The 24,794-nt window shown below is 64.4% G+C and carries 21 protein-coding genes; 4 read left to right on the top strand and 17 right to left on the bottom strand.

Features of this window, described 5'->3' with window-relative positions:
* The first annotated feature begins 66 nt into the window (after positions 1-66).
* On the top strand, positions 67-2,997 hold the full coding sequence (locus tag E5675_RS01765; protein ID WP_168707775.1) for a TonB-dependent receptor: 2,931 nt from the start codon (positions 67-69) through the stop codon (positions 2,995-2,997).
* Complete coding sequence (locus E5675_RS01760) at positions 2,991-4,964, top strand: Atxe2 family lasso peptide isopeptidase (protein ID WP_037553315.1); 1,974 nt, start codon at positions 2,991-2,993, stop codon at positions 4,962-4,964. The genes E5675_RS01765 and E5675_RS01760 overlap by 7 nt, the downstream gene beginning before the upstream one ends.
* Here the strand turns inward: E5675_RS01760 and E5675_RS01755 are convergent.
* The 14 genes from E5675_RS01755 to E5675_RS01700 form a co-directional block, all read right to left on the bottom strand.
* Positions 4,865-6,565 carry an asparagine synthase C-terminal domain-containing protein gene (locus tag E5675_RS01755; RefSeq protein ID WP_039579005.1) on the bottom strand — a complete coding sequence of 567 codons (1,701 nt, stop codon included), beginning with the start codon at positions 6,563-6,565 and terminating at the stop codon, positions 4,865-4,867. The two genes, E5675_RS01760 and E5675_RS01755, sit on opposite strands and share 100 nt — an antisense overlap.
* A complete protein-coding gene (locus E5675_RS01750) occupies positions 6,562-7,221 on the bottom strand; it encodes a lasso peptide biosynthesis B2 protein (protein ID WP_136173114.1) in 660 nt (219 codons plus the stop codon). Before E5675_RS01750 ends, E5675_RS01755 begins: the two co-directional genes overlap by 4 nt.
* A gap of 56 nt (positions 7,222-7,277) precedes the next feature.
* Positions 7,278-7,400, bottom strand: a complete 123-nt coding sequence (locus tag E5675_RS21880) for a hypothetical protein (RefSeq protein ID WP_255265931.1) — start codon at positions 7,398-7,400, stop codon at positions 7,278-7,280.
* 68 nt (positions 7,401-7,468) lie between these two features.
* The gene (locus tag E5675_RS21875; RefSeq protein WP_255265930.1) at positions 7,469-7,591 is read right to left on the bottom strand and encodes a hypothetical protein; all 123 of its coding nucleotides are present in this window, start codon (positions 7,589-7,591) and stop codon (positions 7,469-7,471) included.
* A gap of 82 nt (positions 7,592-7,673) precedes the next feature.
* A complete protein-coding gene (locus E5675_RS01745; protein WP_052181958.1) occupies positions 7,674-8,312 on the bottom strand; it encodes a GntR family transcriptional regulator in 639 nt (212 codons plus the stop codon).
* Positions 8,309-9,220 carry a phytanoyl-CoA dioxygenase family protein gene (locus tag E5675_RS01740; RefSeq protein ID WP_037553312.1) on the bottom strand — a complete coding sequence of 304 codons (912 nt, stop codon included), beginning with the start codon at positions 9,218-9,220 and terminating at the stop codon, positions 8,309-8,311. The genes E5675_RS01745 and E5675_RS01740 overlap by 4 nt, the downstream gene beginning before the upstream one ends.
* A gap of 13 nt (positions 9,221-9,233) precedes the next feature.
* Positions 9,234-9,851 (bottom strand): acyl-homoserine-lactone synthase, encoded by a 618-nt coding sequence (locus E5675_RS01735; RefSeq protein WP_052181957.1) that lies wholly within the window; start codon positions 9,849-9,851, stop codon positions 9,234-9,236.
* Between the two features lie 91 nt (positions 9,852-9,942).
* Positions 9,943-10,686 (bottom strand): LuxR family transcriptional regulator, encoded by a 744-nt coding sequence (locus tag E5675_RS01730; RefSeq protein ID WP_052208764.1) that lies wholly within the window; start codon positions 10,684-10,686, stop codon positions 9,943-9,945.
* Between the two features lie 242 nt (positions 10,687-10,928).
* Entirely contained in the window at positions 10,929-11,861 is a 933-nt protein-coding gene (locus E5675_RS01725; protein ID WP_037553311.1) for a DUF2493 domain-containing protein, read from the bottom strand.
* A 317-nt stretch (positions 11,862-12,178) separates the two neighbouring features.
* Complete coding sequence (locus E5675_RS01720; protein ID WP_037553310.1) at positions 12,179-13,213, bottom strand: toprim domain-containing protein; 1,035 nt, start codon at positions 13,211-13,213, stop codon at positions 12,179-12,181.
* 189 nt (positions 13,214-13,402) lie between these two features.
* The gene (locus tag E5675_RS01715) at positions 13,403-15,520 is read right to left on the bottom strand and encodes a ParB/RepB/Spo0J family partition protein (protein WP_037553309.1); all 2,118 of its coding nucleotides are present in this window, start codon (positions 15,518-15,520) and stop codon (positions 13,403-13,405) included.
* 121 nt (positions 15,521-15,641) lie between these two features.
* Positions 15,642-16,835: a DUF932 domain-containing protein gene (locus E5675_RS01710; protein WP_136173113.1), complete on the bottom strand. Its 1,194-nt coding sequence runs from the start codon at positions 16,833-16,835 to the stop codon at positions 15,642-15,644.
* A gap of 237 nt (positions 16,836-17,072) precedes the next feature.
* A complete protein-coding gene (locus tag E5675_RS01705; RefSeq protein ID WP_197411521.1) occupies positions 17,073-18,002 on the bottom strand; it encodes an alpha/beta hydrolase in 930 nt (309 codons plus the stop codon).
* On the bottom strand, positions 17,944-18,678 hold the full coding sequence (locus E5675_RS01700) for a methyltransferase domain-containing protein (RefSeq protein WP_052181955.1): 735 nt from the start codon (positions 18,676-18,678) through the stop codon (positions 17,944-17,946). Before E5675_RS01700 ends, E5675_RS01705 begins: the two co-directional genes overlap by 59 nt.
* 83 nt (positions 18,679-18,761) lie before the next feature.
* Here E5675_RS01700 and E5675_RS01695 point away from each other — a divergent pair, with 83 nt between their 5' ends.
* Both E5675_RS01695 and hutC read left to right on the top strand, forming a co-directional pair.
* Positions 18,762-19,532 carry a helix-turn-helix transcriptional regulator gene (locus E5675_RS01695; protein ID WP_081932949.1) on the top strand — a complete coding sequence of 257 codons (771 nt, stop codon included), beginning with the start codon at positions 18,762-18,764 and terminating at the stop codon, positions 19,530-19,532.
* Between the two features lie 196 nt (positions 19,533-19,728).
* Positions 19,729-20,430, top strand: coding sequence for a histidine utilization repressor (hutC, locus tag E5675_RS01690; protein WP_052181953.1), 702 nt, complete (start codon positions 19,729-19,731; stop codon positions 20,428-20,430).
* A 6-nt stretch (positions 20,431-20,436) separates the two neighbouring features.
* On the opposite strand, the gene E5675_RS01685 is transcribed toward hutC, so the two are convergent.
* Genes E5675_RS01685 through E5675_RS01675 form a run of 3 tightly spaced genes read right to left on the bottom strand, consistent with a single transcriptional unit; the run spans position 20,437 to position 24,589 of the window.
* Positions 20,437-21,171, bottom strand: a complete 735-nt coding sequence (locus E5675_RS01685) for a PepSY domain-containing protein (protein ID WP_037553306.1) — start codon at positions 21,169-21,171, stop codon at positions 20,437-20,439.
* On the bottom strand, positions 21,168-21,872 hold the full coding sequence (locus tag E5675_RS01680; RefSeq protein ID WP_011542692.1) for a PepSY domain-containing protein: 705 nt from the start codon (positions 21,870-21,872) through the stop codon (positions 21,168-21,170). Before E5675_RS01680 ends, E5675_RS01685 begins: the two co-directional genes overlap by 4 nt.
* 11 nt (positions 21,873-21,883) lie before the next feature.
* The gene (locus tag E5675_RS01675; protein WP_037553305.1) at positions 21,884-24,589 is read right to left on the bottom strand and encodes a TonB-dependent receptor; all 2,706 of its coding nucleotides are present in this window, start codon (positions 24,587-24,589) and stop codon (positions 21,884-21,886) included.
* Positions 24,590-24,794 lie beyond the last annotated feature (205 nt).

Below are 24,794 nucleotides of genomic sequence, written 5' to 3'. Positions count from 1 at the left end.
TCGGAGCCCCCGTCATTTTTTCCCTTCAGACGGCCAAAATCGGCCGCACGGGAGGGATGAATGACGATGAAATTTTTCGCGGCCGTTCTGGCTTCGGGCGTCTCGGCGACCGCACTCTATGCACCCAGCGCGTGTGCGCAGACGGGCGAGCAGACCTACAATATCGAGGGTCAGCGCCTTAGCGACGCACTTCGCAAATATTCGGACATTTCCGGCCGCGAGGTCATCGCGGCTTCGAGCCTGCTCGAAGGCCGACGCAGCAACCGTGTCCGCGGGCGACTCTCTCCCGACGCCGCCCTTTCCCGACTCCTCACCGGCACGGGCCTGACGATCGAACTCGTCGAAGGCGCATGGGTCCTTCGCTCGGGAAACGTCGATGCCGGGGAGACTGGATCGACTGAGACGAACGGCGAAGCGATCATCGTTACAGGCTCGCGCATTCGCGGTGCAGGACCGACCGGTTCTCCGGTCGTCACCATCGACCGCGAAGCCATCGAAAAGAGCGGCTATGGCACTGTTCAGCAGATGCTCCAATCACTGCCACAGGCATTTGGCGGCGGCCCCAACGAGGCAGTCTCGACGACCACGACCCGGAACGGCGGGGGTTCGGATTCGACTTTCGGCTCGAGCATCAACCTGCGCGGCCTCGGGACCTCGTCGACCCTCGTCCTCATCGACAATGCGCGCCCAGCGCTTGGCGGGATCGGCGGCGTCTTCGCCGACATCTCGCTCATCCCGGTAGGCGCGGTCGAACGGATCGAAGTGCTGATCGACGGCGCATCGGCGATCTACGGCGCCGACGCGGTCGCCGGGGTGGTGAACGTGCGGATGCGGAGTCGCTTCGAGGGAGCCGAGACAATGCTGCGCGCGGGCACCGCCGATGGCGATACGACCGAGTTGCAGTTCGGCCAAATCTTTGGTCGTGACTTCGGCGGCGCACGGCTGGTGCTTGCTTACCAATACTCGCAGCGCGGTGCGCTCGCGGGCGCCTCCCGCGATTTCGCGCGCGAGGATCTGCGGGCCTTCGGAGGCCCCGACTATCGGACCAACTTCGCGGTGCCCGGGACGATTACGGCCGCGAATGGACAGCGGTTTGGCATCCCGGCCGGACAAGACGGCCGCGCATTGACTGCCGCTCAGCTGATTCCAGGTGTCCAGAACCGCTACGACGGTCGCGTGAACAGCGACATTTTGCCGAGAACGCGCATTCACAGCCTTTATGCCGCTGCCGAATTCGACCTTACCGACACGTTGACCTTTCGCGCAAGCGCGCTCGCGGCGCAGCGCCGCTACAGCCGCGTCAGTACCGGAGACTTCATCCAGGCCGCGCGGGTGCCGGTTACCAATCCTTTCTACGTTGATCCGATCGGCACGAACCAGCCGGTCAGCGTCGCCTATCGCTTCGTGAACGACTTGGGACCGCAGATCGACAGCGGCCGGGCGCGCGGCCTCACCGCCTCAGCGGGCTTCGACCAGGAAATTGGCCGCTGGCGCGTGCAGGTCGGCGGCGCCTATGGCCATCAGCGCGGCATCGCGAACAAGGCCAATCTCGTCAATCGCCCGCGCCTTGCTGCGGCGCTTGCCGACACCAACCGAGCAACCGCATTCAACGTCTTCGGAAACGGCACCGCAAACAATCCGGTCACCATCGACAGCATTCGCGGCACATTCCAGTCGGTCAATGATTTCGAAAGCTGGTCGGCGGCGCTCCGCGGTGACGGCCCGCTCTTCCGCCTGCCCGGCGGCGAGGTCCGGCTCGCGATCGGCGCGGAGTATCGCCGCGAGAATTTCGACTATTACACCGTCAACGGATTCAGCCTCGCGACGCCCTTCACCGACCCATTCGACATCATTCCGAGCGTGCGGAAGGTTCGCGCAGCCTATGCTGAACTGCTCGTGCCGGTCTTCGGGCCGGATAACGGGATGCCGGGTTTCCGCAGGCTCGACATTTCGTTGGCCGGGCGCGCCGAGAAATACAGCGACGTCGGCCGAAGCGAAAATCCCAAGGTCGGCGTCCGATGGGAACCGTTCCAGGGCATTGCGCTGCGCGGGTCCTACGGAAAATCCTTCCGCGCGCCCGCCTTCGACGAGCTCATCGGCGAGGCGATTTCGCTGTTTCAGACCGAAGCGGTCCCCGACCCCGCTTCGCCGACGGGCACGACCAACATACTCGGCCTGTTCGGCTATGCACCGGACGTAGGTCCCGAAAGAGCGACGACCTGGACCGCGGGCATCGACGTCGCCCCCTCGTCGCTTGCCGGTTTCAAGGCGTCGGTCACCTATTATGACGTCGACTATCGCGACCGCATCGGGACGGCGAGCGAGGATTACACCCGCTTTCTTGTCGACCGGGCGCGCTTCGGCGGGCTGATCACCGACAATCCGTCGCTGGCACTGGTAGAGGGATATTTCGCACGTCCCAGCTTCGTGAACGCAGCAAACATCGCGCCGGGCCAGGTCGCCGCGATCCTGGACGGTCGCATCCGCAACCTCGCCGCCGAACGCCAGCGCGGGATCGATTTCGATGTCGGCTATTCCCCCGCATTCGCGGGCGGAACGCTCGACCTCGGCATCGCGGGCACGCATATCTTCTCGATAAAACAGCAACTGACTCCGGGCGGGCCGCAGGTCGATGTCGTCGGCACCTATGCCAAGCCGGTCAAATGGCGCCTTCGCGGTCGCTTCGGTTGGGCGACGGGCGGCTTCTCGGCCAATGCCTTCGTCAACTACATCGACGGCTATCTCAACCAGGTCGTGACGCCGATGGAGCGGGTCGGTTCTTGGACCACGTTCGACCTCAGCATCTCGCAGCGCATCGGGGGCGGCGATGGCGTGGAAGGGCGGGGCCTGCGGCTCAGCCTTGGAATCACCAACCTGTTCGACAAGGATCCGCCCTATGTGAACAACCGCAGCGTGTCGTCCGCGCTCGGCTACGACCCCGAGAAGGCGAGCCCGCTCGGCCGCATGATGTCGCTCCAGGCCACCATCCGATGGTGAGCAAAGCCGCGATCCTCGGCTGTCTCCTGGCCGCGGCATCGCCCGCGGCCAGCCAGACGACCCCGCGCGAAATCGCCGAGATTGCCGACCTGTCGGGGCTCGCGGTCTCTCCTGACGGAAATTGGATCGCCTATCGGGTCGAGCGCCCATCCACCGTCACCAACCGGATCGATATCGACTGGTATCTAGCGCCCACGGACGCCACCGCCCCTCCCCGCGCGCTCGGACGACTCGGCACCGCGATGTGGAACGACGCCGGGAGCGTCCTGCCCGGCGAAGCCACATGGATGCCCGACGGCAAGGCAGTCGTTGTCCGTGCCCTTGTCGACGGACGAATCGGCCTGTGGGTGAGTCCCATCGACGGGTCGGGATTCCACGAGATCGGGCCAAGCGAAGGCGAAATCGAGGCCTTTGCCATCGCCGCTGACGGTACCGTCATCTCGCGCGAAGGACCTCCGCGCGATGCGATCGCGCGGGCAGAGGAGGCCGAGCGCGACACCGGTATCTTGTTCGACGCGCGCGTCGATCTTGCCCAACCCCTCTATCGCGGCGCCTCAATCAATGGACGTCCTTCGACGCAGCGCTTCTCTGGTGACTGGTTCGACCGCGTGCCGCTGCTCGAAGATACACCGCGCGCTGTCGTTGCCCGAGACGCATCCGGCACCAGCGAGCGCCCGGCGAACGACGCTGAACGCGCCCTGCTCAAGCCGGCGCCCGGGCCGGACATCCCCGAAAGCCTCCGCGGCATTCTTCGGCAGCGCGGCGTCTGCGTCGCGGCGAGCGGCTGCCCGAACGATGCGGAGCGTATCGCATGGCGGAGCGGGCTTGCCGACGGCCGCGTCCTGATCGCACTCCGCGCCCAATCGGGCCAAACGACCCTGCATGTGTGGACGCCCGCGTCGGCGAAGTTCAAGATGATCGCGGTCTCGGCAGGACAGCTCTCGAGTGGGCGGAGCGACAGCAAGCCCTGCGCTGCAGGCGAAAAAGCAATCTTTTGCGTCGAGGCGGCCGCGTCGGTCTCACCCCGCCTCGTCCGGATCGAGGCCTCTGGCCGCAAGAAGATCATCGATTCCCCAAATTCATTTCCTGGCCGCGACGGGCTCCTTGTCGAAACGATCGCGTGGCAGGTGAGCGGCAGCCGTGCGTCGGGCATACTCATCCGCCCGAAGATCCCCGGGCGGCTGCCGCTCTTCGTCACCTACTATCGCTGCAATGGATATCTGCGCGGCGGAACAGGCGACGAATGGCCTCTGCGCGCGCTTGCCGCGGGCGGCATCGCATCGCTCTGCATCGACGTCCTCCCAGGCGGCGAGATCGCGCAGGATCGCTACCAGATCGGCATGGAAGCCGTGCGGGCCGCGATCGACACCCTCGACCGGCGCGGAACGATAGATCGCAGCCGCGTCGGCATGGGCGGTCTCAGCTTCGGAAGCGAGGTTGCGGTATGGACTGCCATGCACAGCGATCTTCTCAAGGCGGTTTCGATCGCCTCGGTCCAGATCGAACCCACGTATTACTGGTACAATGCTCGCCCGGGCCGCGAGACATTCGCCCGCAATATCCGGCAGAACTGGAAGCTCGGCCCGCCGGATACCGAACCTGCCGAGTGGCAGGCGCTTTCGGCCGCGCTCAATATTGATATGATCACGGCGCCGATGCTGCTGCAACTTCCCGAGAGCGAAGCGCGCCAGTCGGCCGAACTGATGAGCAAGCTTGCTACCAACGGTCTCGGCGAGACCCACCTCTTCCCCCTCGCCCCGCATCTGAAGGTCGAACCCCGCCAGAAGCTCGCGGCCTATGAGCGCAATCTCGACTGGTTCCGCTTCTGGCTCAAAGGCGAGATCGACCCCGATCCAGCGAAGGCCGATCAGTATCGTCGCTGGCGGCTGCTCGGCCCCATCAAGGGCGAGGCTTCTACCGACCGCACCCAACGTTCGACATCGGCGATTTCGAGCAGCCGGAAATAGGCGAAGTCGCCCTCGACGAGATCGTGCGCGAGGTAGGTCTCGATCGCAGGCTTGTCCAGCAGCCCGCGTTCCGCCAGCCGCCCGCCGAGCAGGAGGTCGGCGAGCGCACCGCGCTGGCGAAGATAGCTTGCGGTACAGAGGGAATCGAGCCGCCCTTTGCCGCGCCTCCAAACGACCTCCGGCGGAAGTCGCGACGCGAATGCGGCGCGGGCAACCGCGCGGTCGCGACCGCCCCTCACCCACGCCCAGCTCGGAACAGTAAGGCAAAATTCTACCACCGGCTGTGAAAGCAGCGGCGCTACGACATCGCGGTCCCGCCAGCGGCGCGGCCGGTCGACGAAGTCGAGGATGCGCCGAAGCGCGCGCACATGGTTGCGCTTGCCGCGCGGCGCATCCTCCTCGCCCGCATCCCAGGGATGAGCCGGCGGCGAGGCCGGCACCTGGTCCGCGACGCAGAAGCCGGTCTCACGGCGCCAGCCGCTCGGGCCGTCCCGCACCGCCCGATACGCCAAGCGAGCGGCCTGCCAGACCGTTGCATCGCCCGCGCGCGCGACGTCGCGCATCGTCTCGAATGCAGGGCGCCGCGGCCCGAAATGACGAAAGGCGTCGAGGATCGGCGCGACGCTCGTGTCGAAATCGAAGATATTGTCCCCACCGATGCCCCCGAAGATCGCGGCATCGGAAACGGGGAACGCCGATTCGAAGGCATCGTCGATCCCGCCGAGCACGCCATAGGCGGAGGGCCGCGCGTGAAGGACAGGCGGTAGCGATACCAGATCGATGCCGGTATCCGCGTGGGGCATTTCGAGAAGCTCAGCACCGCAATGCGCCGCGACGGCGCGCGCGTAGGGACGCTCGTCGCCGTCGGCACCGGACGAAACGAAAGTGACGGCAGAGAAATTGGCTTGCGCCGATGACAGGCCTGCCGCGACGATCGAAGAGTCGAGTCCGCCCGACAGCTCGAGCAGGATGTCGCTCCGATTCCCACACCAGCCTCGCAAGCACCCAAGGAACCGACGTTCGAGGTCTAGCGCAAGTTCAGCGACTGGTCGAAGATCGGGCTGCGAGACAGCCTTCCAAGGCGTCCACAAAGTCTGGACAGCTGACTCCTCGGCCAAAAACTTGGCACAGCTGCCGGGCAATAGCTCGCTCACACCTTCAAGCCCGGTCCGTTCGGTCCGCAGATTGGCGTACGCCAAAGTCCCGGCGATGAACTGCCAATCGAATGACCCGATGCCAAGCATTGGCGCGACCAGCTCGAGATCGTTCCAAAGCAGAAAGCCGTCTTCAAACCGGGTCCAGTAGATCGGCATGCCGGTGAGCGCGGCGCGCGCGATCTCGACCGATGCATCGTCGACGGTGAAGGCCAGATAGCTTCCCCAGCCGTCGCCGGGCGCGTGGCAGGTAGCGCCCGAAAGCGAATAAATGTCCCCGAGCAATAGGGCACCGCTTTCCATCACTTGGTCAGCAATGCCGGCGCCTGCATAGACGGTCAGTGCGCCCGCATTCTGAACGCATCGCAATGCGTGGCGCTCGGCAGCTGCCGCAAGCGCCAGCCCCCCGGACGTGGTTCCCACAAGTGCGAGAATGCCGCGTTTCATCCGATCGCCAATATTGGTGTGAAGTTGCGGGCCTCGGCCGAGATTCCGGTCAACACCGCGCCGGGACTCTGTAACCAGCAATGTGCGGCAAAGGGGCTGAGACGCACCCCAAAAACCAGCCGCGCGCCTAGGCCGTGCGACAGGAGGATGTGGTCGAGCGCTAGCGCGTCGATCAAACATCGTGGCGGGGTCCGCGCCATCCAGCGCGATGCTGCATAGGATGAAGCGATGCCCCGAACCGCCGCTTCGGCGCCCGGCACGCCGAGCCGAAGCTTTGCGTTCCGCATGGCTTCCACCGTTGACGCGATCCGGTTTGGCCGCATCGAACGTCTTGCCCAGCGCAGCGCGCGGGACGCTGCGAAACCCATGCGGAGCGATGTCGGTCCGTCGGCGACCGCCGACAAATCGTTGGCCGGAATGTGAGGCGAGGCCGGATCGAGCTTCGTCGGCTCGCTCGACCGTGCGAGGAATCCTGTCGCCACAAGACGCCCCATCGCCTCGCTGTCGTTCGGCTCGCCTGCCCGAAGCCGCTCGAAGGCCGCGCGGTCTTGCCCGCGCAGCGCGAAATATTTGTCCCGGACAAGGTCGAGGAAGACGAGATCTCCGTCGACTTCGCAATAGCCCGTTCCGGTTGCCAGTTTCCAGCCGGTCGTCATGGCGCCGCGCGAGACCCGGGAGCCGCTCGATGCTGGACGGCTCCCGGATACACCAGTCAGTCCTGGACGAGACCGGGCGTCGGCATACGGCCGCCGGCTTCGACATACAGGCCCCAGTCGCCGGCGGTGTCACCGGAGACCGAGCCGAGTTCGACGAGCGTGTCGTTATCGCGTTCCATGTTGCTTCCCTTCTCAGACACAAGGAAACGACCGGGGGCCGGCCTCGGGCCGGTCCCCGGAGCGCTGGTCAGTCCTGGCTGAGTCCGAGCGGCTTGAACTTGCCGTTCGTTTCGATGCCGACGTCTTCGCTGCCCGCGGTGTCGCCGGTAACGCTGCCGAGTTCGATCAACTCATTGAGTTCGCGGTCCATGATCGCTTCCTTCCATGATTGCCGCGGAATTGCGGCCCTCTCGAAGCTAGGGAGGCCGCGCCGTATAGGAATTTAATACGACTCATATTCTCCGAATATTATCCAGCGGCTCGGACCGGCGCCGGATTTCGGCCGCGACGCGGCCGGCATATGACGCGCGGCGGCGATGGAAGCGCGTGATTTTACTGCGTAAAGCGCTCCATCGACCGAACCGGTAATCGTCCGCCATCGCCGTGAGCGCGTCGCCCACAGACCCATCGACACGAACCTCCAATGTGCGGATTGTCATGCTTCGCTCGACACAATTGATGATGGTAGCGCGAAGTTCGCCGTTGCTGCTGCCGATTGCGATGGTCCGGAAGAGGCCATTGAGCCCCTCAGGATAGGCCTGGTGATTCGCGAGCGAGATCAGTCCGCCTGGCAAATCGGGCCTCGGCGTCCTCCCCTTCAACGCCAGCGAGAGAAGGGCGCCGGTCCACCAATAGAGTTCGACCAAATCCGCCTCATTAAGAAGGGGCTGCCGAAACCCCTCCTGATGCCAGCTCTCGATGATCCGCTCGCCCGACAGGCGATACAGGGCATCGCGAACGGGGGTAGCGCTGGCCGCCAGCGACTTTGCGAGCTGCGCCGCCTCGAGGCGCGTACCGGGCGGATAGGTGCCCGACAGGATACGCGCCTTGAGGTCCAGATAGACCCGCTCCATCGTGGTGCCCGGGCTCATGCCGCGAGCGTCCCGTCTCCGCCCGCCGATCTTTGGTCGCCGATATAGTCGGCAAGAAGCGCCTGCTGGTCGGGCCGGAGCGCATCAACGGCTGCGATCGGGTCGGGGGGATAGCCGCGGAACAGGATCGAGGGACACTGGCCCTCGAAGTTGCCGAGGTTTGGGCGATGCTGTACATAGCCGGTCAAGGCCGCCAGCTCCGGCGGAAAGTCCTTCGCGACGTCGGGTGGATAGGCGAGCCACTGGTTCTCATATGGTTTCAGCCAGCCAAGGCAGTAGCTGATGATGATCCCGCGCCGCACCGACGCGCTGCAATTGCCGCCGGCTCCGTGGAGCGTCGAACCCAGGAAGACGATGGCATCGCCCGGCATGGTCTCGGCAATGATCGGCTCCTCCGCCGGTTCCTCGATGAGCGCCTCGAGCCCATGGCTTTTCGGCCAGATGATCGTGGCGCCATTCTCGGTGGTGAAGGGCGTCAGCGGCCACATCACATTCACGAGATATTCGACCTCACCGAGTGTGCCCTGCCACATATCTTGATCGCGGTGCGGGAATTGCGGAAGCGCTCCCGGATGCAGCTCAATCGCTTGGGCGAGATTGAGCTGGATGCGCTCACACCAGTCGCCGAGCGCGGCCTCGGCGAGGGCGAGGATCGCCGGGTTCATGACCAATGCGCCAACATGCGGCGAGCGGATGAGCAGGCGGCCGAAGCGCTTGGTGCGTGTCCCATAGAAGCCGCCCTCGCAAAAGGGCGTCGCGGCGTATCGCGGATCGAGGTCGCGATCGATCGCCGCGATCAGCTCGGCGGGAACGGCTTCGCGAACGATCGCGTAGCCGTTTTCCTTGAGCGCCCGCATCGAAGCAGAGGGCGGCTGGTGGCTATCGACTGGAGCGATATCGGTAATCATGGTCCCGCTCCTTTCACGCTGCATTGGCCGCGACCGGCGTCGCAGCGCTGCCCGAAACAATCCCCGCCGACTTGAGCCTTGCGGGGGTGTCGGCGTCGATCTCGATCCGCAGCGAGGTCAGCGCGCGGCCGTCGTAAATGCCGGCTTCGCCGAGCGCCTTGCAGTCCCAGCCAAAGGTCCGGATCTGAGCGAACCAGTCGAGCTCTGCGACGCCGGTGTAGGAGCGGATGCCGTTGGCGAGCGCATAGTCTACCAGCCCGACAAGAAGCGTGTCGCGCGCGGTGCGGCGCTGGCGCGCACCGATCCCCGGCGACAGGCAGAAGCGCGTGATCTCGAAGATGTCGGGGCCGGACGGCGGGATGCCGTCGACGAGGCCGGGGAAGAGACCATCGAGAAGAGCCGGGCGCGTGGTGGGAAGGAGGCGCGCCGAGGCGAGATGCCCGCCCTCCTGATCGCCGACGATCAGATAGGTCGCATGGGGATCGTCGAAATGATCGATCTCGAACCGGTCGGCGAGCACCGGCAGGTCCCATTTCAGAAGATCGATGAAGACGCGCTTACGCGCCTCGAACATCGCGCGGAGCAATTGATGCTCGTGCGCGCGGTTGGAATGGTCGATTACCGAAAGCATGGATGTGTCTCCTTTTCGAAAGAGACCATCCAATTGAACGGCTTTTTGCCACTCCACCATAGCACGATCGGGGGGTGTCGGCGAAAAAAGTTCAGCGCTTGGCGATATCCTCGTAGCTGAGGTCGCCGGCATAAAGCGCGCGCACCGTCAGCGTGATCCCACCATTCGCGTCGTAACGCTGCCGCGCGTTGCGAAGATGCTCGCGAACCGTGTCGGGACTGAGATCGAGGATGCGTCCAACCTTCGGGGCACTGTTGCCTTTGGCGGACAAGATCAGACATTCGCGCTGGCGGTCCGTCAGCCGCGGCCCGACCTGCGCGAGTTCGGGATTGGCGAGCAGCCGCGCGGCTTCGAAGGCTGGCCCACCGATCATTCGGGCAAAGAGGAGCGCCATATCATTCGCGGCGATCCCCGGCGTCCAGGCGAAGGACACCGAACCATGCGCCTCGCCAGGAATATGCGCCGGTATGGTAAGCCCGTCTCCTATTCCGTGCCGCTGCGCCTCACTGAGAACCAGTTCGTCCTCGGGGCGTTCGCCCGAAAGCGGCTTCATGTTGCGCCAGAAGAAACCCTCGAGACTGCGGTGACTGGCGCGATGCACCGGATCGGTAAGCCCTAGGCCGCGCTCGTCAAACCAGCGGGCCCAATCCTCGGGATAGTTGTGGACGCGAACACCCCTGTCGGGAGCCGCGAGGAAATCGACATGGTGGCTCAGCGCGAACCAGGAACAGCCCATGCGCGCGCAGGCCTCCGCCAGCAGATCGGCCAGACCCGCCGCATCCTTCACCCGCGTGACGTCGAGCGCAAAAGCATGCGCAGCGTCCATCGTCGGCATTGCGACCCATGGCAGCGGACGGCAGTCGTCGCCAAGTCGGCCGACCGTCCCTGCTCCTCGTCATGGCCTGCGAGCGGTGCCCTCTCAATGGGCCGTCCCGCCGGCGACGGGTGATCGCCGCTGGTCATAGCGATCTACAATGATGTAAATTTGCGGATGTTACGAATATATTTCAATTATATTCGGGAGATAGAACCAGATTGGGGCCATTTTGCCGAAAGCGTCCGAATGCCCGACGGCTGTCATCGGCCCCGCTTGCGAAAATCCCAGACCGGAAGGCCGATCTTCGCAGCCTTGTCGGCGAGATTGTCCTGGATGCCGGTGCCGGGGAAGATGATGACCCCGACCGGCAGTGCTTCGAGCATCCGGTCGTTGCGCTTGAACGGCGCGGACTTGCCATGCCGGCTCCAGTCGGGACGGAAGGCCACCTGCGTCACCTTGCGGGTTTCGGCCCAGCAGGCGGCGATGCGTTCGGCCCCCGTCGGCGTTGCCCCATGGAGCAGGATCATATCGGGATGGCGGTCGCGTGCGCGATCGAGAGCATCCCAGATCGCCCTATGATCGTCGACATCAGCGCCGCCGGTGAACAGGATGCGCGTGCCCTCGGGAAGAAGTGCAGCCGCTTTCTGGCGCAACCGCGCGTCGAGAAAGTCACGGCTGTCGATCATCGCCGCGGTCATCGACCGGTGATGCGCGCGCGATCCGGTGCGCGGTGACCAGGCCTTGCGGCAGTGGGTCCGAAATTGTTCGGCGGCGCTTTCGCGGAAGAATTCCATCGCATCGCGCCGTTCGATCAGGCTGATCCCCTGCTGCACGAGGCGTTCGAGCTCGACCGACCGGATCTCGCTCCCGTCCTGTTCGCGCTGGGCTCGGCGTTGCGCCTGTTCATTGTCGTCGAGGCTGCGTTCGACCCGCTCCCCCGCGCGGTGGAAGAGGTTGACGACGTTCCAGAGGAGCTCTTCGAGATCGGGCTCGATCCGCGTATCGTCGAGACAGCCGACAAGGGCATCGAATATGTCGGCGACAGCGCCGGCCGCCAGGCGGGCATCGGGCAGCGGGCGCGGGTCGGGTTCGTCTTCGAAGGGGCGATGTCCGAAGAGTTGCATCTCCTGAAGGAGGAGATGGGTGGCGCCGGCTTCGGCAGGATCGTCGGCGGGTTCGGTGGGGCTCAACATGATCGTCTCCAGTCGGGTTTTGCCGCGCTCGCGCGGCCTTCGCGGCGACCCCTCGCGGCGCGCCGTACCGAACTGCACCGCGGCCCCGGCCGCGGCCGAAGCCGAAGGCGGAGGATGGCGGGCGAAGGCTATTTTGTTTCGCGATGCAAAGGGGCGCCGCGCGCCCCGGCGGAAAATAGCCGCCCGCCCGCCATTGCGGGCCCGGTACGGTTCGCCGCAGTCGCCCTCTTGCGAAGGCCGGAGCGCGGCCACCCCGTGGTGCTGCATCAGCACCGGTCCATCCCTCGCCCGCCCTCCTTCCGGCCGATGCTGAGGCGTCAGAGCAGGAGTGAACGATCCGCAGTCCGGAGCTGGGATCGAAGCGAGCCGATCATTCGCTGTCGGCCGAGTGTCATGAGATCGGCATTGAAGTCGCCGCGATCCGCTTCGAGCGCGATGACCTCGATGCCGAGCGGCCGGGCTCGGTCGCAAAGCGTCCCGAAGGCGGCCGCACCCGCCGGGTCGTCGTCACGCGCGACATACAGTCGCTGCAGTCCGCGCGGGAAGGTCAACGCTCCCAGATGGGCCGCCGAAAGGGCGGCGATCATCGGCAGGGCTGGTGTGATCTGACGCAAAGACAGGATGGTTTCGATGCCTTCGCCCGCCGCCATGACCGCAGCCGACGTGCCGAACCGAACGCCATGACCGAGCAATTGGCCCATGGCGCGCCGCGGATAGGCAACCGGCGCCTTGTCGCAGGCGGCCGAGTCGAGCCAGGTGCGATGGACTCCGGTGACATTGCCCGCCTCGTCAGTGATCGCCGCGATCAGGGCGGGCCATGCCCGGCGGACATCGGGGGCGTCGTCCTCGGATGGATGATAGAAGCAATGGGGATGGAAACGAAGCCATTCGGCATCGCGAAGGTCGCCGATCGCGCGGGCAGACAGATAGGCGCGGGCAAGGGTGCCGCTGAGCGGCTTCGATCCGGCCCATAGCCTGCGGGCGGCCTCGGGGGTGCCGCGCGGTGCTTTACGCGGAGCCGGATTTCGGTCGCCGGGCATGACGGCAGGCAGGCTCAGAAAGCGGCGCGCCTCGTCGAGCGTGTCGCGGAAGGATGTATGGCCGCAGCTCGCGGCGATGACATCGAGAAGATCGCCATGATCGCCGCTGGCGGCATCGGTCCATTTGCCAGCGGACCGAAGACCGTCGGCGGTGCCAGAAAGGCGAACGTAAAGGCTGCGGCCCGGCGAATTACGGACGTCACCGACCATCCAATAATGTCCCTCGCGGCGTCCATGGGAGAGATATCGGCGGCAAACCGCCTCGGCATCGTCGGCGAGGCGTCGCGCGACCTCGGCTGCAGGACTCGACATGGGGGCCTCCTTCACAAGACAGGCTGCGCGCGATCCCGCCCGGTGGAGCGGGTCAGGAAGGCATGCGGCGGTCTGGCAGCCCCTGCCGGACACCTCCGATGTTCGCGCGGAGCGTCCTGATTTCAAGGGCCAGCGAAAAAATGGGGAGCCCGGCACAGCGCCGAACTCCCCGAATGATAGTCGGTGGCGTTATTCGGCGGCAATCGCTTCGATGTCGTCGTCGCCCAGCTCGTCATGGCCCGCTTCGATTGCAGGGCCATCGTCATTGGCCGCAGCCAGCTCCCCATCACCGTCGGGCTCGTCGATGACGGGCGTGCGCAGCGGATGTGCAAGCCAGCCGGTGCCTTTGAGCAGGTCCTCGGCGGCGCTCGCCATCTCGGGCTTCTTCAGTCCCGCAATCCGCGCCGCCGCTTCGGCCCCGCAAGCCTCTTCGACGGCATCGAGGATCCCCGGCTTGGTCACCCGTCCGAGGTAATTGGCCGTGGTAGCAACCCAGCCCGCCTGGACCATGTCGAGGCCCGACGCCCGCGCGAGGATGTGCGAATGGTCGATCCGGCTCGCCACCGCGCGGGCCGACACCCGGCCTTCATTATAGCGGGTCGCCGGCTCCCACACCGCATTGACGCCGAAGGAGACGCAGTGCGCGAACAGTGCTGCCTGGTCATCAGCGTCGAGACCGGCAAGCACGTCCCACAGATCGGCGGTCGCATCGGGCAGCCGCTCGGACCAGCCTTCGTGCCGTTCGCGAATGGCCCGCGCGGACGGCGTATCGTTGAGCCCCGCATCATAGCCGACCATCGAATGATTGCGCAGCGCGATGCCGACGCAACTCGCCGAGGAGGCATAGGTGTAGAAGCATTCGAGAACGATGGCGTGGAGCATCGCCGCAAACGCCACCAGCGGGCTTGCGGCCAGCGCGTCGCGCAGCGCAAGGGTGCGGTGCGCGGTGAGGTCGGTCACGAGCTTGTCCGGAAGCGGGCGGACGAGATCATCCGGATCTTCGCCCTCGCCGGTGCCGCCTTCTTCCGGAGATGTCGCGCCGACCGCATCTTCCTGCATTTCGTCGCCGATCACGCCGCCGGCCGCTTCCTCGCCGCCCGCAGCTTCCTCGTCAACGGGCTCTTGCGGCTCGTCCTCGGGACGAACGAAGCCGCGTTCGATATGCAGCGACCCGTCGACATCGATGCTCACGAAGGTGCCGGCGATCGCCACTTCCTCCGGGTCGTAGATCAGCGGCTTCGAGACGAGCGGCGCGATCTCCTCGTCGATCGCATCGATCCGGGCACTGATTTCATCGGGGATGTCCTCGGCGCCCGCCCATTCGTCTTCGAGCCGGTCGGCTTCCTCGCGCAGCGCTTCGATCCGCGCCTCATCGTCGGCGCTCGTCTCGGCCGCCACGCCATCGAGCGGGCGGTGGCCGAAGGTGTGGCCATAGGGGAAGTCGACCGCCGTCTCGATCCACTTCCAGCCTTCCGCCGCGACACGCGCAACCTCGGCTTCGAACTTCTCGGCCTGCAGCCGGTCGAGCAGCGCGACGTCCTCGAGCCAGCCGCCGTCATCGCTTTCGAAGAGATCGCGAAGAATATGTCCGCCTGCCTCGCGATAGGCGTCGAGGGTGACGAACTGGACGCGCTTGTCCGATGCCCGAACCTTGTCCTCGGTCAGCCGCGCGCGGATATACCAGGGCTGCTGGGTGTGGCTCGAGGCGAGCATATCCCAGACCTGTTCCTGCCGCGCGTGATCGCTCGACACCGAAAAGGACATCAGCTGTTCGAGCGTCATGCCGTCATCGGCGTAGATGTCGTGGAGCTTGGGCGAGACCTCGGCGAGCTTGAGGCGCTGTTTCACGACCGCGGGCGTGACCATGAAGGTCGCCGCGATCGTTTCGATGTCGGTGCCCTGTTCGACGAGCTTCTGCATCGACCGGAACTGGTCGAGCGGATGCAGCGGTTCGCGATGGACATTTTCGGCGAGCGAATCCTCTTCGGCCGACACGGCATCATCCTCGCGGACGATGCAGGGCACGGGCTCGGTCTTCGCCAGGCGCCGCTGTTTCACCAGCATCTGGAGCGCGCGGAAGCGGCGACCGCCGGCCGGGACTTCGAAGCGACCGGTTTCCTGGCCCGCCTCGTCGCGCTGGGCGCGAACAGTCAGGCTCTGGAGGAGGCCGCGCCGCGCGATGTCCGCGGCAAGGCTGTCGATCGACACCCCGGCCTTCACGCGCCGCACATTGGCCTGGCTCAGCACGAGCGCGCTGAAGGGAATTTCCCGCGCGCCGCTGAGGGTGATTTTTGCCTGTTTCGTCATGATGCTTCTCCATGACAGGCCGCCGCGAGACTCTCTCCCGGCTCTCAGCCCGTCATGGCTCCGGCGCAGCCCTCTCCCTCTGAAGGGAAAGGACCACGCCGCCGGCGAACGCGAGATTTGCTCAGTGGACCGAGGCCAGAAGCTTGGCACCCTTGGCTTCCAGCTCGAGCCGTCCATCCTGATGCGGACGCTCGCGGGCCAGCGCGGTGATCCCCTGCACGAAGTCGAAGATCGATGCGGGCGGGTGCCCCTCTTCCTGCAGCACGCTGCGGATGATCCGCTCGCTCTCGCCCTTCGAGAAGCCGCGTTTGCGCAGGAAGGTCTGCCGATCGTCATCGTCGCGCGCGACGATCGCGGCCCGAGCGGCCTTGATGCCGTTCATAAAGGAGACCGGCGAGGAAGAGGCGAAGCGTTCGAGCGCGGGCGCCGCTTCCTGCGCGAAGCGACCGGCCGCGAACTTGCTGTGCCGGATGCTGATCTCTTCGAAGCCCTCGGCGCCCCAGATGTTCCGGTTCATGCAGACGGCGCGAAGATAGAAGGTCGCCATGCCGAGGGCTTTCGACCCGACCTCGCTGTTCCAGCAGTAGAAGCCGCGGAAGAAGAGGTCGGGATCGCCGTCGGGCAGACGACCGGCCTCGATCGGATTGGCGTCGTCGACAAGGAAGAGGAAGACGTCGCGGTCGCTGGCGTAGAGCGTCGTCGTATCTTTCATGACCTCGACGAAGGGATTGTGGCGCATCGTCGACCAGTCGAGGAGCCCCGGCACCTTCCACCGCGTGTCGCCAGTGCCATTGCCCGCGATCTTCATGACCGCGGCGACAAGCTCATGATCCCAGATGCGGCCATAATCGGGGCCGGTCACGGCACGCAGCTCGGTGCGCCCGTCGCCGGTCTCGAGCGTCTTCACCAATTCCCCGCGATGCGCGAGCAGACCGTGCTGCATGTTGATGCCCGCCAATGCGGCGGGAAGCTGGCGCAGATAGGCCGACGGCGCCCCGACGAGACTGCACATTTGCCCGAAAGACCAGTGCGTGGGTGCAACCGGCGCTTCGCGGTCGGGAAGGAGCAGGCTCAGTCGCTCGGGTTCGTCGGGCGCGGCGATGACGCGAATGGCGCGGGTTTCGACAGTCCGCGCAGTCGCGGTCTCGGCCCGCGCGCGCACTGCATCATAAAGGTCGGAGAGCGACAGGTAGCGCTCGTCGTCGGGCCGGGAGAACCATTCGGACGAGACGCGGCCGATGCGCCGGCCTCGCGAGATATCGACCTTGTAGCCCGGGGACGAATCGCGGGCGAGGGTGCTGGGTAGAAGTGTCATGGCGTGTCTCCGCGACGGGTCCGGAAGACTCTCTCCCGGTTTCAACCCGTCACCTGGCCCCTCTCTCCTCTCCCTCTGCGGCCGCCGAAGGGGGCCGCGCTTCGCGGCGGGACATCGCACCACCGACGCAGGTGCCGGCCGAGACCGCTTGCTGCTATCGCAATCGGGTGCGCGCCAGGTCCGGCTGGATGGGCCTGCTTCGGCGGTTATCCGTCGGTCAGATCGTAGAGGCTGCGATCATCCTGTGGGTGCGGCTCGAACTTCGGCAATAAAGTCGAGAAGAGCGGGCGCGATGAACCGACCGAAATCGCGGCTTGTTTTCACGTTCGATGACAGCGAAGCCGCCGCCAATCGGCCACGGGGAATGATGCTCGCAAGCTCTTCGGCCAGCGACTGCGGGTGTCTCGCGTCGTCACCCGCGAACAAGATGACCGGAACGGAAATGACGGCAAGCTCTTCGGGATCTTTAAAGGATCGGTCGCGACCGATCGCCGCAGCCGCGGCAATGCTCTCCGCATCGGAACGCGGGATCGCCTCGCAAACCATCGCGCCGATGATCGGAGATAGATGCGGCAAGAGGGGCTCCCATCCGGCCAGAATGCCGTCACGCTGTACTCGCAAGGCGAACGCCTCCATCATCCGGATTTCAGCCTCCTTTGCCTTATCGTCCTCGATATCCTCGATCCCGATCGCGATGACAGCCAGAACATAGGTCGGAAGATCCACCGCGAAGCGGAGTGCTATCGTCGATCCAAGTCCGGCGCCTCCGATGATGGCGCGCGAGAAACCAAGGGCGTCAAGCAACGCGACTGCATCGGATACATATTGGGCCCAAGTGTGGCGCGCCGTGTCGCGACATCGCGATCGGCCATAGCCGCGCACATCGGGAAGTATTACCGCATATTCGTCCGGGATTGTCTCGATCAGGGGCAGGAACATTGCGTGATCGGGTCCGCCACCGTGGCATAGCAGGATCGGCGTTGGATTCTCGATCCCTGGAGCCGCCGCCGACACCCAGGCAGACAACTCACATCGATCATCGCCCAGAAACCGGATCTCGGCCAGAGCCGCTTGCCTCGACATGATCGCCTCTCCTTCATTCTCGGGCCTAGGCGGTGTCTGCAGCTTCGCCGTCGCGAAGAAAGCGAGCGACGATGCAGCCATCATCGCTTATTCCGTCGCGGCGGGCATCGTCTAGAATGCCCTCCAGTTCCAGCCTCCCGATCGGGTCGTCGTCATTTTCCAGGAGACCGCGGGCCGATCGTTCGACTTCGGCGACGTCGAGCGGCGAAAGGATAAGGCGGCAAAAATAGTCGATCGAAAATTCTTCGGCTGCAAACATAGAGATTAGTTCGATCGCCGTGGGGCAGGCGTTGTGCACATATCCGCTCTTGCGGTCGCGCCTCTTCAGCCAGTTGTCATAGCGTCGTGCGACGCGCTGGGAAGCAAGGGTGTCGTCGAACCAGCAATCCAGGATGAGCACGGCGCAGCGCGCGACGCGCGACGCCTCGCGCAATGCTCTCGGCAAATTCTCCGTATGATGTGCGACATAATCGAGCGTCACGACGTCGAAACTGCGGTCTTCGAATGGCAGCGCTTCGGCACGACATGAAATGACGTCCAAACCCCGGGATCGCGCGCGGACGCAAGCTTGGGTTTCCGGCTCGATCCCGACAGTGCGGGCGATGCCCGCTTCGCGCGCTGCGACGAGAAGATCGCCCGTGCCGCATCCGACGTCGAGTAAGGTTGCCGGCTTGAGAGCGACAATTTCGTCGAGCAATTGGCGCTTATATTCCCCATGGGGACGGGCGGCGGACGAACGCTTCGTGGACTGGATCATCATGGGTAGGCGCATAAGGTCTCCGTCGATTGCGAAGACGATGCTGAGCGTTGGAGACTATGTCCGATAGATGATATCAGGACATAATGAATTCACTATCCGACAAGAATGCTCCTTCGGTCTCGATCGAGGTGGAACGAGCCACATTCCATGCACGAAGCATCGGGGAGTGGCACCGGCACCCAGTAGTCCAACTGATATACCCGAGCAGGGGGGTCATGATATTGCACACCCGTGAGGGACAATGGGTCGTTCCGCCCCAGCAGGGCGTTTGGCTGCCCGCGGACCATGAGCATCGCGTCGAGACCTCGGGCGGTTTCGAGATGTACAGCATATATTGTTTCGGCAGCATTCTACGGAGGCTGCCGAAAGAAGCCGGGCTAACTTCCGTGAGCCCCTTGATGCGCGAGATCATTTTTGCGGCCGCAGGCACGGGCGCAGGGGCGCGTCAGCGGCATCTGGCCTTCCTCTTCGCCGACGAGATGGCGTTGAAAATATCGCCTGCCCTGACGATCCCGTCGGTCACAGCGCCCCGTATCGCGCAAATCGCCGCGGCACTCGATCGCAATCCCGGCGACCGGAGGAGCCTCGAAGCCTGGTCGGAGCAACTCCATATCTCGAGCCGAAGCCTTGCGCGGCTGTTCCAACGCGATACCGGAACAGGCTTTACCGCGTTTCGGAACCAGATTCGGCTCAAGGCCGCGCTCTTGCGGCTGGCGCAGGGCGAGGCGGTCACATCGATCGCGCTCGAACTCGGTTTTGGGACGGCGAGTAACTTTATCCGCTCGTTTCGCGAACTGACCGGTGTAACGCCGGCACGCTACTTTCCCGATCGCAAGCGGAATCGAGACAATTAGTCTCCCGCTCTCACCGAGAGTGGCTTGGCGCGCAAGTTTTTGCGCAATCGGCGCGTGACATTCTGTTTTACCTAGCTGGGAGTCGGCGAAGTTGTATAGACGACTTATGAACCCTTCGCTCACTCGAAAATCCCCCGCTTCAGAATCTCGGCCCCGCGAGGCAACCCGGCCGCCCGAAGAGACGGGAGGCGAGGTGATGCCCCGGTACGTCGCCATCAAGCAAAGCATTTGCGATGCAGTGCGGGACGGCCGCCTCAACCCAGGAGACCGGGTGCCGTCGGAAGCGGAGCTGGTTCAGCAGTTCGACGTTTCGCGGATGACCGCGAACCGCGCTCTACGCGAGTTGCAGGCGGCGGGCGTCGTCGTGCGGCGCGCCGGCAGCGGATCGTTCATCGCAGAGCCAAAGCCGATCGGCCAGATGATTGAAATCCGCAACATCGCCGAGGAAATCCGGGAGCGCGGTCATGCGTACCGCGCCCGCGTGATCCAGAACCGCGAAGAGCGCGCCAATGTAGAGACGGCGCCGCTGCTCGAGGTGTCCGTGGGCACGAAATTGTTCCATTCGATCATCGTCCATCACGAAGCCGAATTTCCGATACAGATAGAAGAGAGGTTCGTTCTCGCGTCGATCGCCCCCGACTATGGCACGCTCGACTTCACGCGGATGACACCAAATGAATATCTGACGCGCATTGCACCGCTCGAACGGGTCGAGCATCGCGTTTGCTCGACGATGCCCGACGAGCGGATGCGCGGCATGCTGGGATTGTCCGACGGCGAACCGGTGCTCCAGATGACGCGCCGGACTTGGAGCCGCTCGCGCCTTGTGTCGCATGCCTGGCTGACACACCCCGGAACACGCTTCGAGCTGTCAGCCGCCTTTTCGATCGACGATTGAGGCCGGTCAGCCGGTGCGGGTGACCACGACCGGCTTGCGGCGCCGGCGCAGCCAACGGAAGTCGGCTTTGCTGAAGCTTTTGAACAGCAGGTAGAAGCCGGTTCCCGACAGCCATAGTACACCGAAGGCGACGAAGATGATCAGCGGGTGGTTGAAGCTCGACCGGTTGATATAGTCCATATTGTGGAGCATCCAGAAGAAGTCCCATGTGCGCCAGGTATCGCCGCGCATCACGAGAAAGCGGGCGGTATCGAGCGAGACATAGGCGCTGCTGTTCTCGTCGTCCGCGAAATCGACGCGCCACATCGCCCCCTCATGATCGCGCGATTCGAGGTTCGGCTTGGCGATTACGCTCACCTCTCGGATCGGCGCCTCGTTCATCATGGAGGCGACTTCGCGCGCCATGGCCTCGTCGACCCGGATGTGCTCGCCGCTTGTCGCGTCGACGAGACGGACGCCTTTTGCGGAGCGCACTTCATAGACCGGCCGGGTTCCGAGATCGCGAAGGATCACGCCCGTGACAGGTTCGCCGCGCGGCAGGGCCGCCACGTCGAAATATTCCCCCGGTGGCAGTGGATGCGCATGCGACATCCCGCCGCCGTGCCCGCCGACCTTATCCTTGTCGAGCAGCGCCATCACCGATCCGCTGAGCGCCCAGAGCAGGAACTGGAGACCCAGGATCAGCCCGACCCATTTGTGGATGCGCCGGAAGAAGAGCGGCGTCAGTCGGATGCGTTTCATGCCTGCTTCCTCTTGCGGCGTTTGAAGGACCAGATCAGCAACCACGCCCCGCTGATCGCCATCGCGAAGACGCTCCAGGTCGCGACGCGGAGCAACGGGTTGTTGACGTCGGTCCGCTCATCATAGTCCATGATGTGGAGCATCCACGCGAAGTCGAACACGCGCCACAATGCGTGCCGGCGCGAGATAAGCTCACCGGTCGTCGGCGACAGATAGAGCGTCGGGCGGTTCCAGCCCTCGAACTCGACCTGCCAATAGGGCGGCTTGCGCGACTGCATTTCCTGTGGCGCTTCGGTCAACAGCCGCACCGACACGATCTTGCCGTCGCCGGTGTAGATGCGCCGCGCCTGCTCGCGGACCTGGGACTCGGTAAGCGCAGGCAGCGGCGCACCCGAGCGGGCATCGAACAGCCGCGCCCCTTCGGGAGTTTCAGCGCGCCAGACGGGGCGATCGAAGAACCGCTGCAAGCGAACCTCGGACGCACCGGGCGCGGCCGCAACGATCCGCGACGGCGGCGCGAGGCCCGCGAGGTCGAAGGGCTGAACCATCGGCGCGCGCACGAGATGGTCGCCATGGATGGTGTCGATATGCACGACCACCATGTAGAAGCCGGTCAGCGTCCAGAGCAGCGCCTGGACGCCGACCACCAAGGCCAGCCATTTATGCGTTCGCCGGACGAGCAGCGGCCAACGGATCGCCATATCGATTACCCTCAGAACGCGGTGCGGAAGCCGACGTAGAAACGCCGTCCGAGCAGGTCATAGGTCATCGTGTCGGTGTTCGCATCGGTGAAGCTCTGGATATAGGGCGCCTTGCGATCGAAAAGATTGTCGACACCGACCTGGAACCGGGTCTTCTCGTCGATTTCGAAAGCGACCTGGAGATTGTGGTAGAAGACATTCGGCGTGCTGTAGCCGATGTCGCCGGGGGCCGCATTGAAGTCGGTCGCCTTGCCGATCCACTGGGTCGACCAGGTCGCGCTGACCCCGTCCTTTTCAGCGGTCAGCACGCCATAGCCGCGCCATTTCGGATAGCCGCCATTGCCGCCGCCGATAAAGCCGTCGAAGTCGATCGGCGCGCCGCCGGGGAAAGGCAGGACCACATATTTGTTGAGATAGGTCACGTTGACGTCGAGCGAGACGTTCACGCTGCCGATGTCATTGTTGTAAACGAGACCCAGATCGAGGCCGTTCATTTCTTCGCGGCCCGTGTTGATCGGTTGCGCGGAGAGGAAGGTAACCTCGCCGGTCAACGGGCTGCGGGTAAAATCTTCGCAGAAGGGATGCGAAAGATTCTGGCTCGCATAACAAATGCTGAGCTTTGTCGAGCCCGGAATAGCACGGATCGCATCCTTGATCTTGATGTCGAACCAGTCGGCAGTGAGCGAGAGTCCCGGAACCAGTCCCTTCGGTGAAATCACCGTCCCGACGGTCCAGGTCGTCGAGCTTTCGGGTTTCAGATTCTCGTTGCCGCCGACCGTTGTCAGGATCGTTGTACCGAGCTGAACATAATTGGCCGGCACGCCCGACGCCTGACAATTGGCGATCAGTGTCGCATTGCCGCTGGTCGAATAGCGCGAGCAGGGGTCGGTGGTCGTCAGATTGCCCTCGGAGACGCCGCCGAACAATTCGGGGACGTTCGGAATGCGAAAGCCGGTGCCGTAGGTGCCGCGCAGGCGGAAGCTGTCATTGATGACCCAGTCGACGCTCCCCTTGTAGTTCCAGTCGCTGCCGAACAGGTCGTAGTTCGAGTAGCGAACCGCGCCGTCGAGGGTAAGCGACTGGAAGAAGGGTGTGTCGGCCAGAACGGGCACCGACAGTTCGAGATAGGCTTCCTTCGCCGTGCTCGTTCCGGAGATCGGATCCTGCTGGTTGGTGTTGGCAATACCGAGCACCGTCAGCGGATCGGGATCGCGCCAACCCTTTTCCTTGCGATAGACGACACCCGCCGCGAAGGAGACGGGGCCTGCGGGCAGCTTGAAGAGATCGCCGTTGATATCGGCGGTGACCGTCGCAAGCTCGTTGCCGCCGCGGTCGCGCGACGTGAACAGGATATAGTCGAGAACCTCCGGGGTCAGGTCGCCGAACCCGAGATAGTCGGCGCAGGGGATCGTGGCACCGGCAGCAAGACTGCACTTGGTCGTATCGAGGGAATTCGCCACTCGCTCGAGATTGGCGATGTTGGTCGAACCATCGACCGCGGTGTTGCGGCCGAAGGCGCCCGCGATTTCCCATCCCCAATCGTTAGAGAGCTTGCCGCGGAGGCCAAACGTACCCTGCCAGGTATCGGTTTCCTGGAAGAATTGGCGCGGGCCGGGCTCGGCGAGGCGGCGCTGGATGAGGACGATATTCTGCCCCGTCGGATTGGTGGGATTGCTCGCCGCGATCGAGAGGTTGCGCAGCGTTCCGGGCGTCGCGATCTGATTCGACTTGCGGAAGGTGTAAAGGAATTCGCCGAACGCCTCGATATTGTCAGTGATGTCATAGTCGGCGAAAAACGCCGTGCTCACGCGCTCGACCGGGCTCACCGCGTTGAGGAACGGGTTCGAGTTGAAGTTGTGCTTGGCAGCGCTGTACGGCTCGAAGAAGTTGCCGTTACCGCCCAGCACCTGATTGAAGTTGATCTGCTGGCCGTTCGGCAGCACCGCGCGGCCGCCGATCGTCGAGGCGCTGTTCACGCAGCTCAGCATGCCGGGCGTGGTTTCGGCAAGCGAGCAAGGCGCGCGCGTTGCCATATTGACCGCGCTCGTCTTCTGATAGGTGACCGCCGCCATGAAACCGCCGCGATCGTTGCGGACGCCCCACAGGAGGTCGGCGGTGAAGTCCGAGCCATCGCCCTTTTCGGTGATGCCTTGGCGCACGCTGAGGCCGAGGCCTTCATAGTCAGTGCGGGTCACGAGGTTGACCACGCCCGCCATCGCGTCGGCGCCATAGATCGCCGAGGCGCCGTCCTTGAGCACATCGGTGCGCGCGAGCGCCGCGACCGGGATCATGTTAAGATCGGGCGAGGAGTTCGCGCCGGTGCCGCCCGCGACGAGGCGGCGGCCGTTGAGCAGAACAAGCGTGCGCTTGATGCCGAGACCGCGCAGGTTCACCTGCGCCGTGCCATATCCATTGTTCGCCCAATAGGCGGAGGTCTGGTTGCCTGCGAAGCCGGCGTTGGCGGGAAGGCGCTGCAGCACCGTCTCGATATTGACGACGCCGGTGTTCTCGATCTGCTCGGCCGACACGACGGTCGCGGGGCCGACGCCCGCGAGATCCTGGCGACGAATGCGCGAGCCGGTCACGACGATGTCCGATCCGTTCGGAGCATCCTCCGCGGCGGGTGACTGCGTCGCAGCATCGCTCTGCGCGAGCGCTGGCGTTGCAAAGGTCGCGACCGCTGCGGCGCTGGCGAGCAAAATTGTCCTGGTCATCATAGCGAAACCCCCTGATGGTTGGCTGATTCCCCTCAGAGAGCATCAAATGTATATACAGGTCAATAGGAATTTATTGAATCATATCAATTGGTTATGAAGTAAATTCCGGGCGCACGATACCTACTAGATACGCACCCCAAAGCTCTACCCCTCATCAATTTTGAAATTTTTTCCGGCCTGAGCCTTTTCGCGCAAGGAGCCGGCG

The organism is Sphingopyxis sp. PAMC25046, from assembly GCF_004795895.1.
Classification (GTDB): Bacteria; Pseudomonadota; Alphaproteobacteria; order Sphingomonadales; family Sphingomonadaceae; genus Sphingopyxis.
Note: the sequence above shows the minus strand (reverse complement) of the source record. Positions and strands in the feature narration are given on the sequence as shown.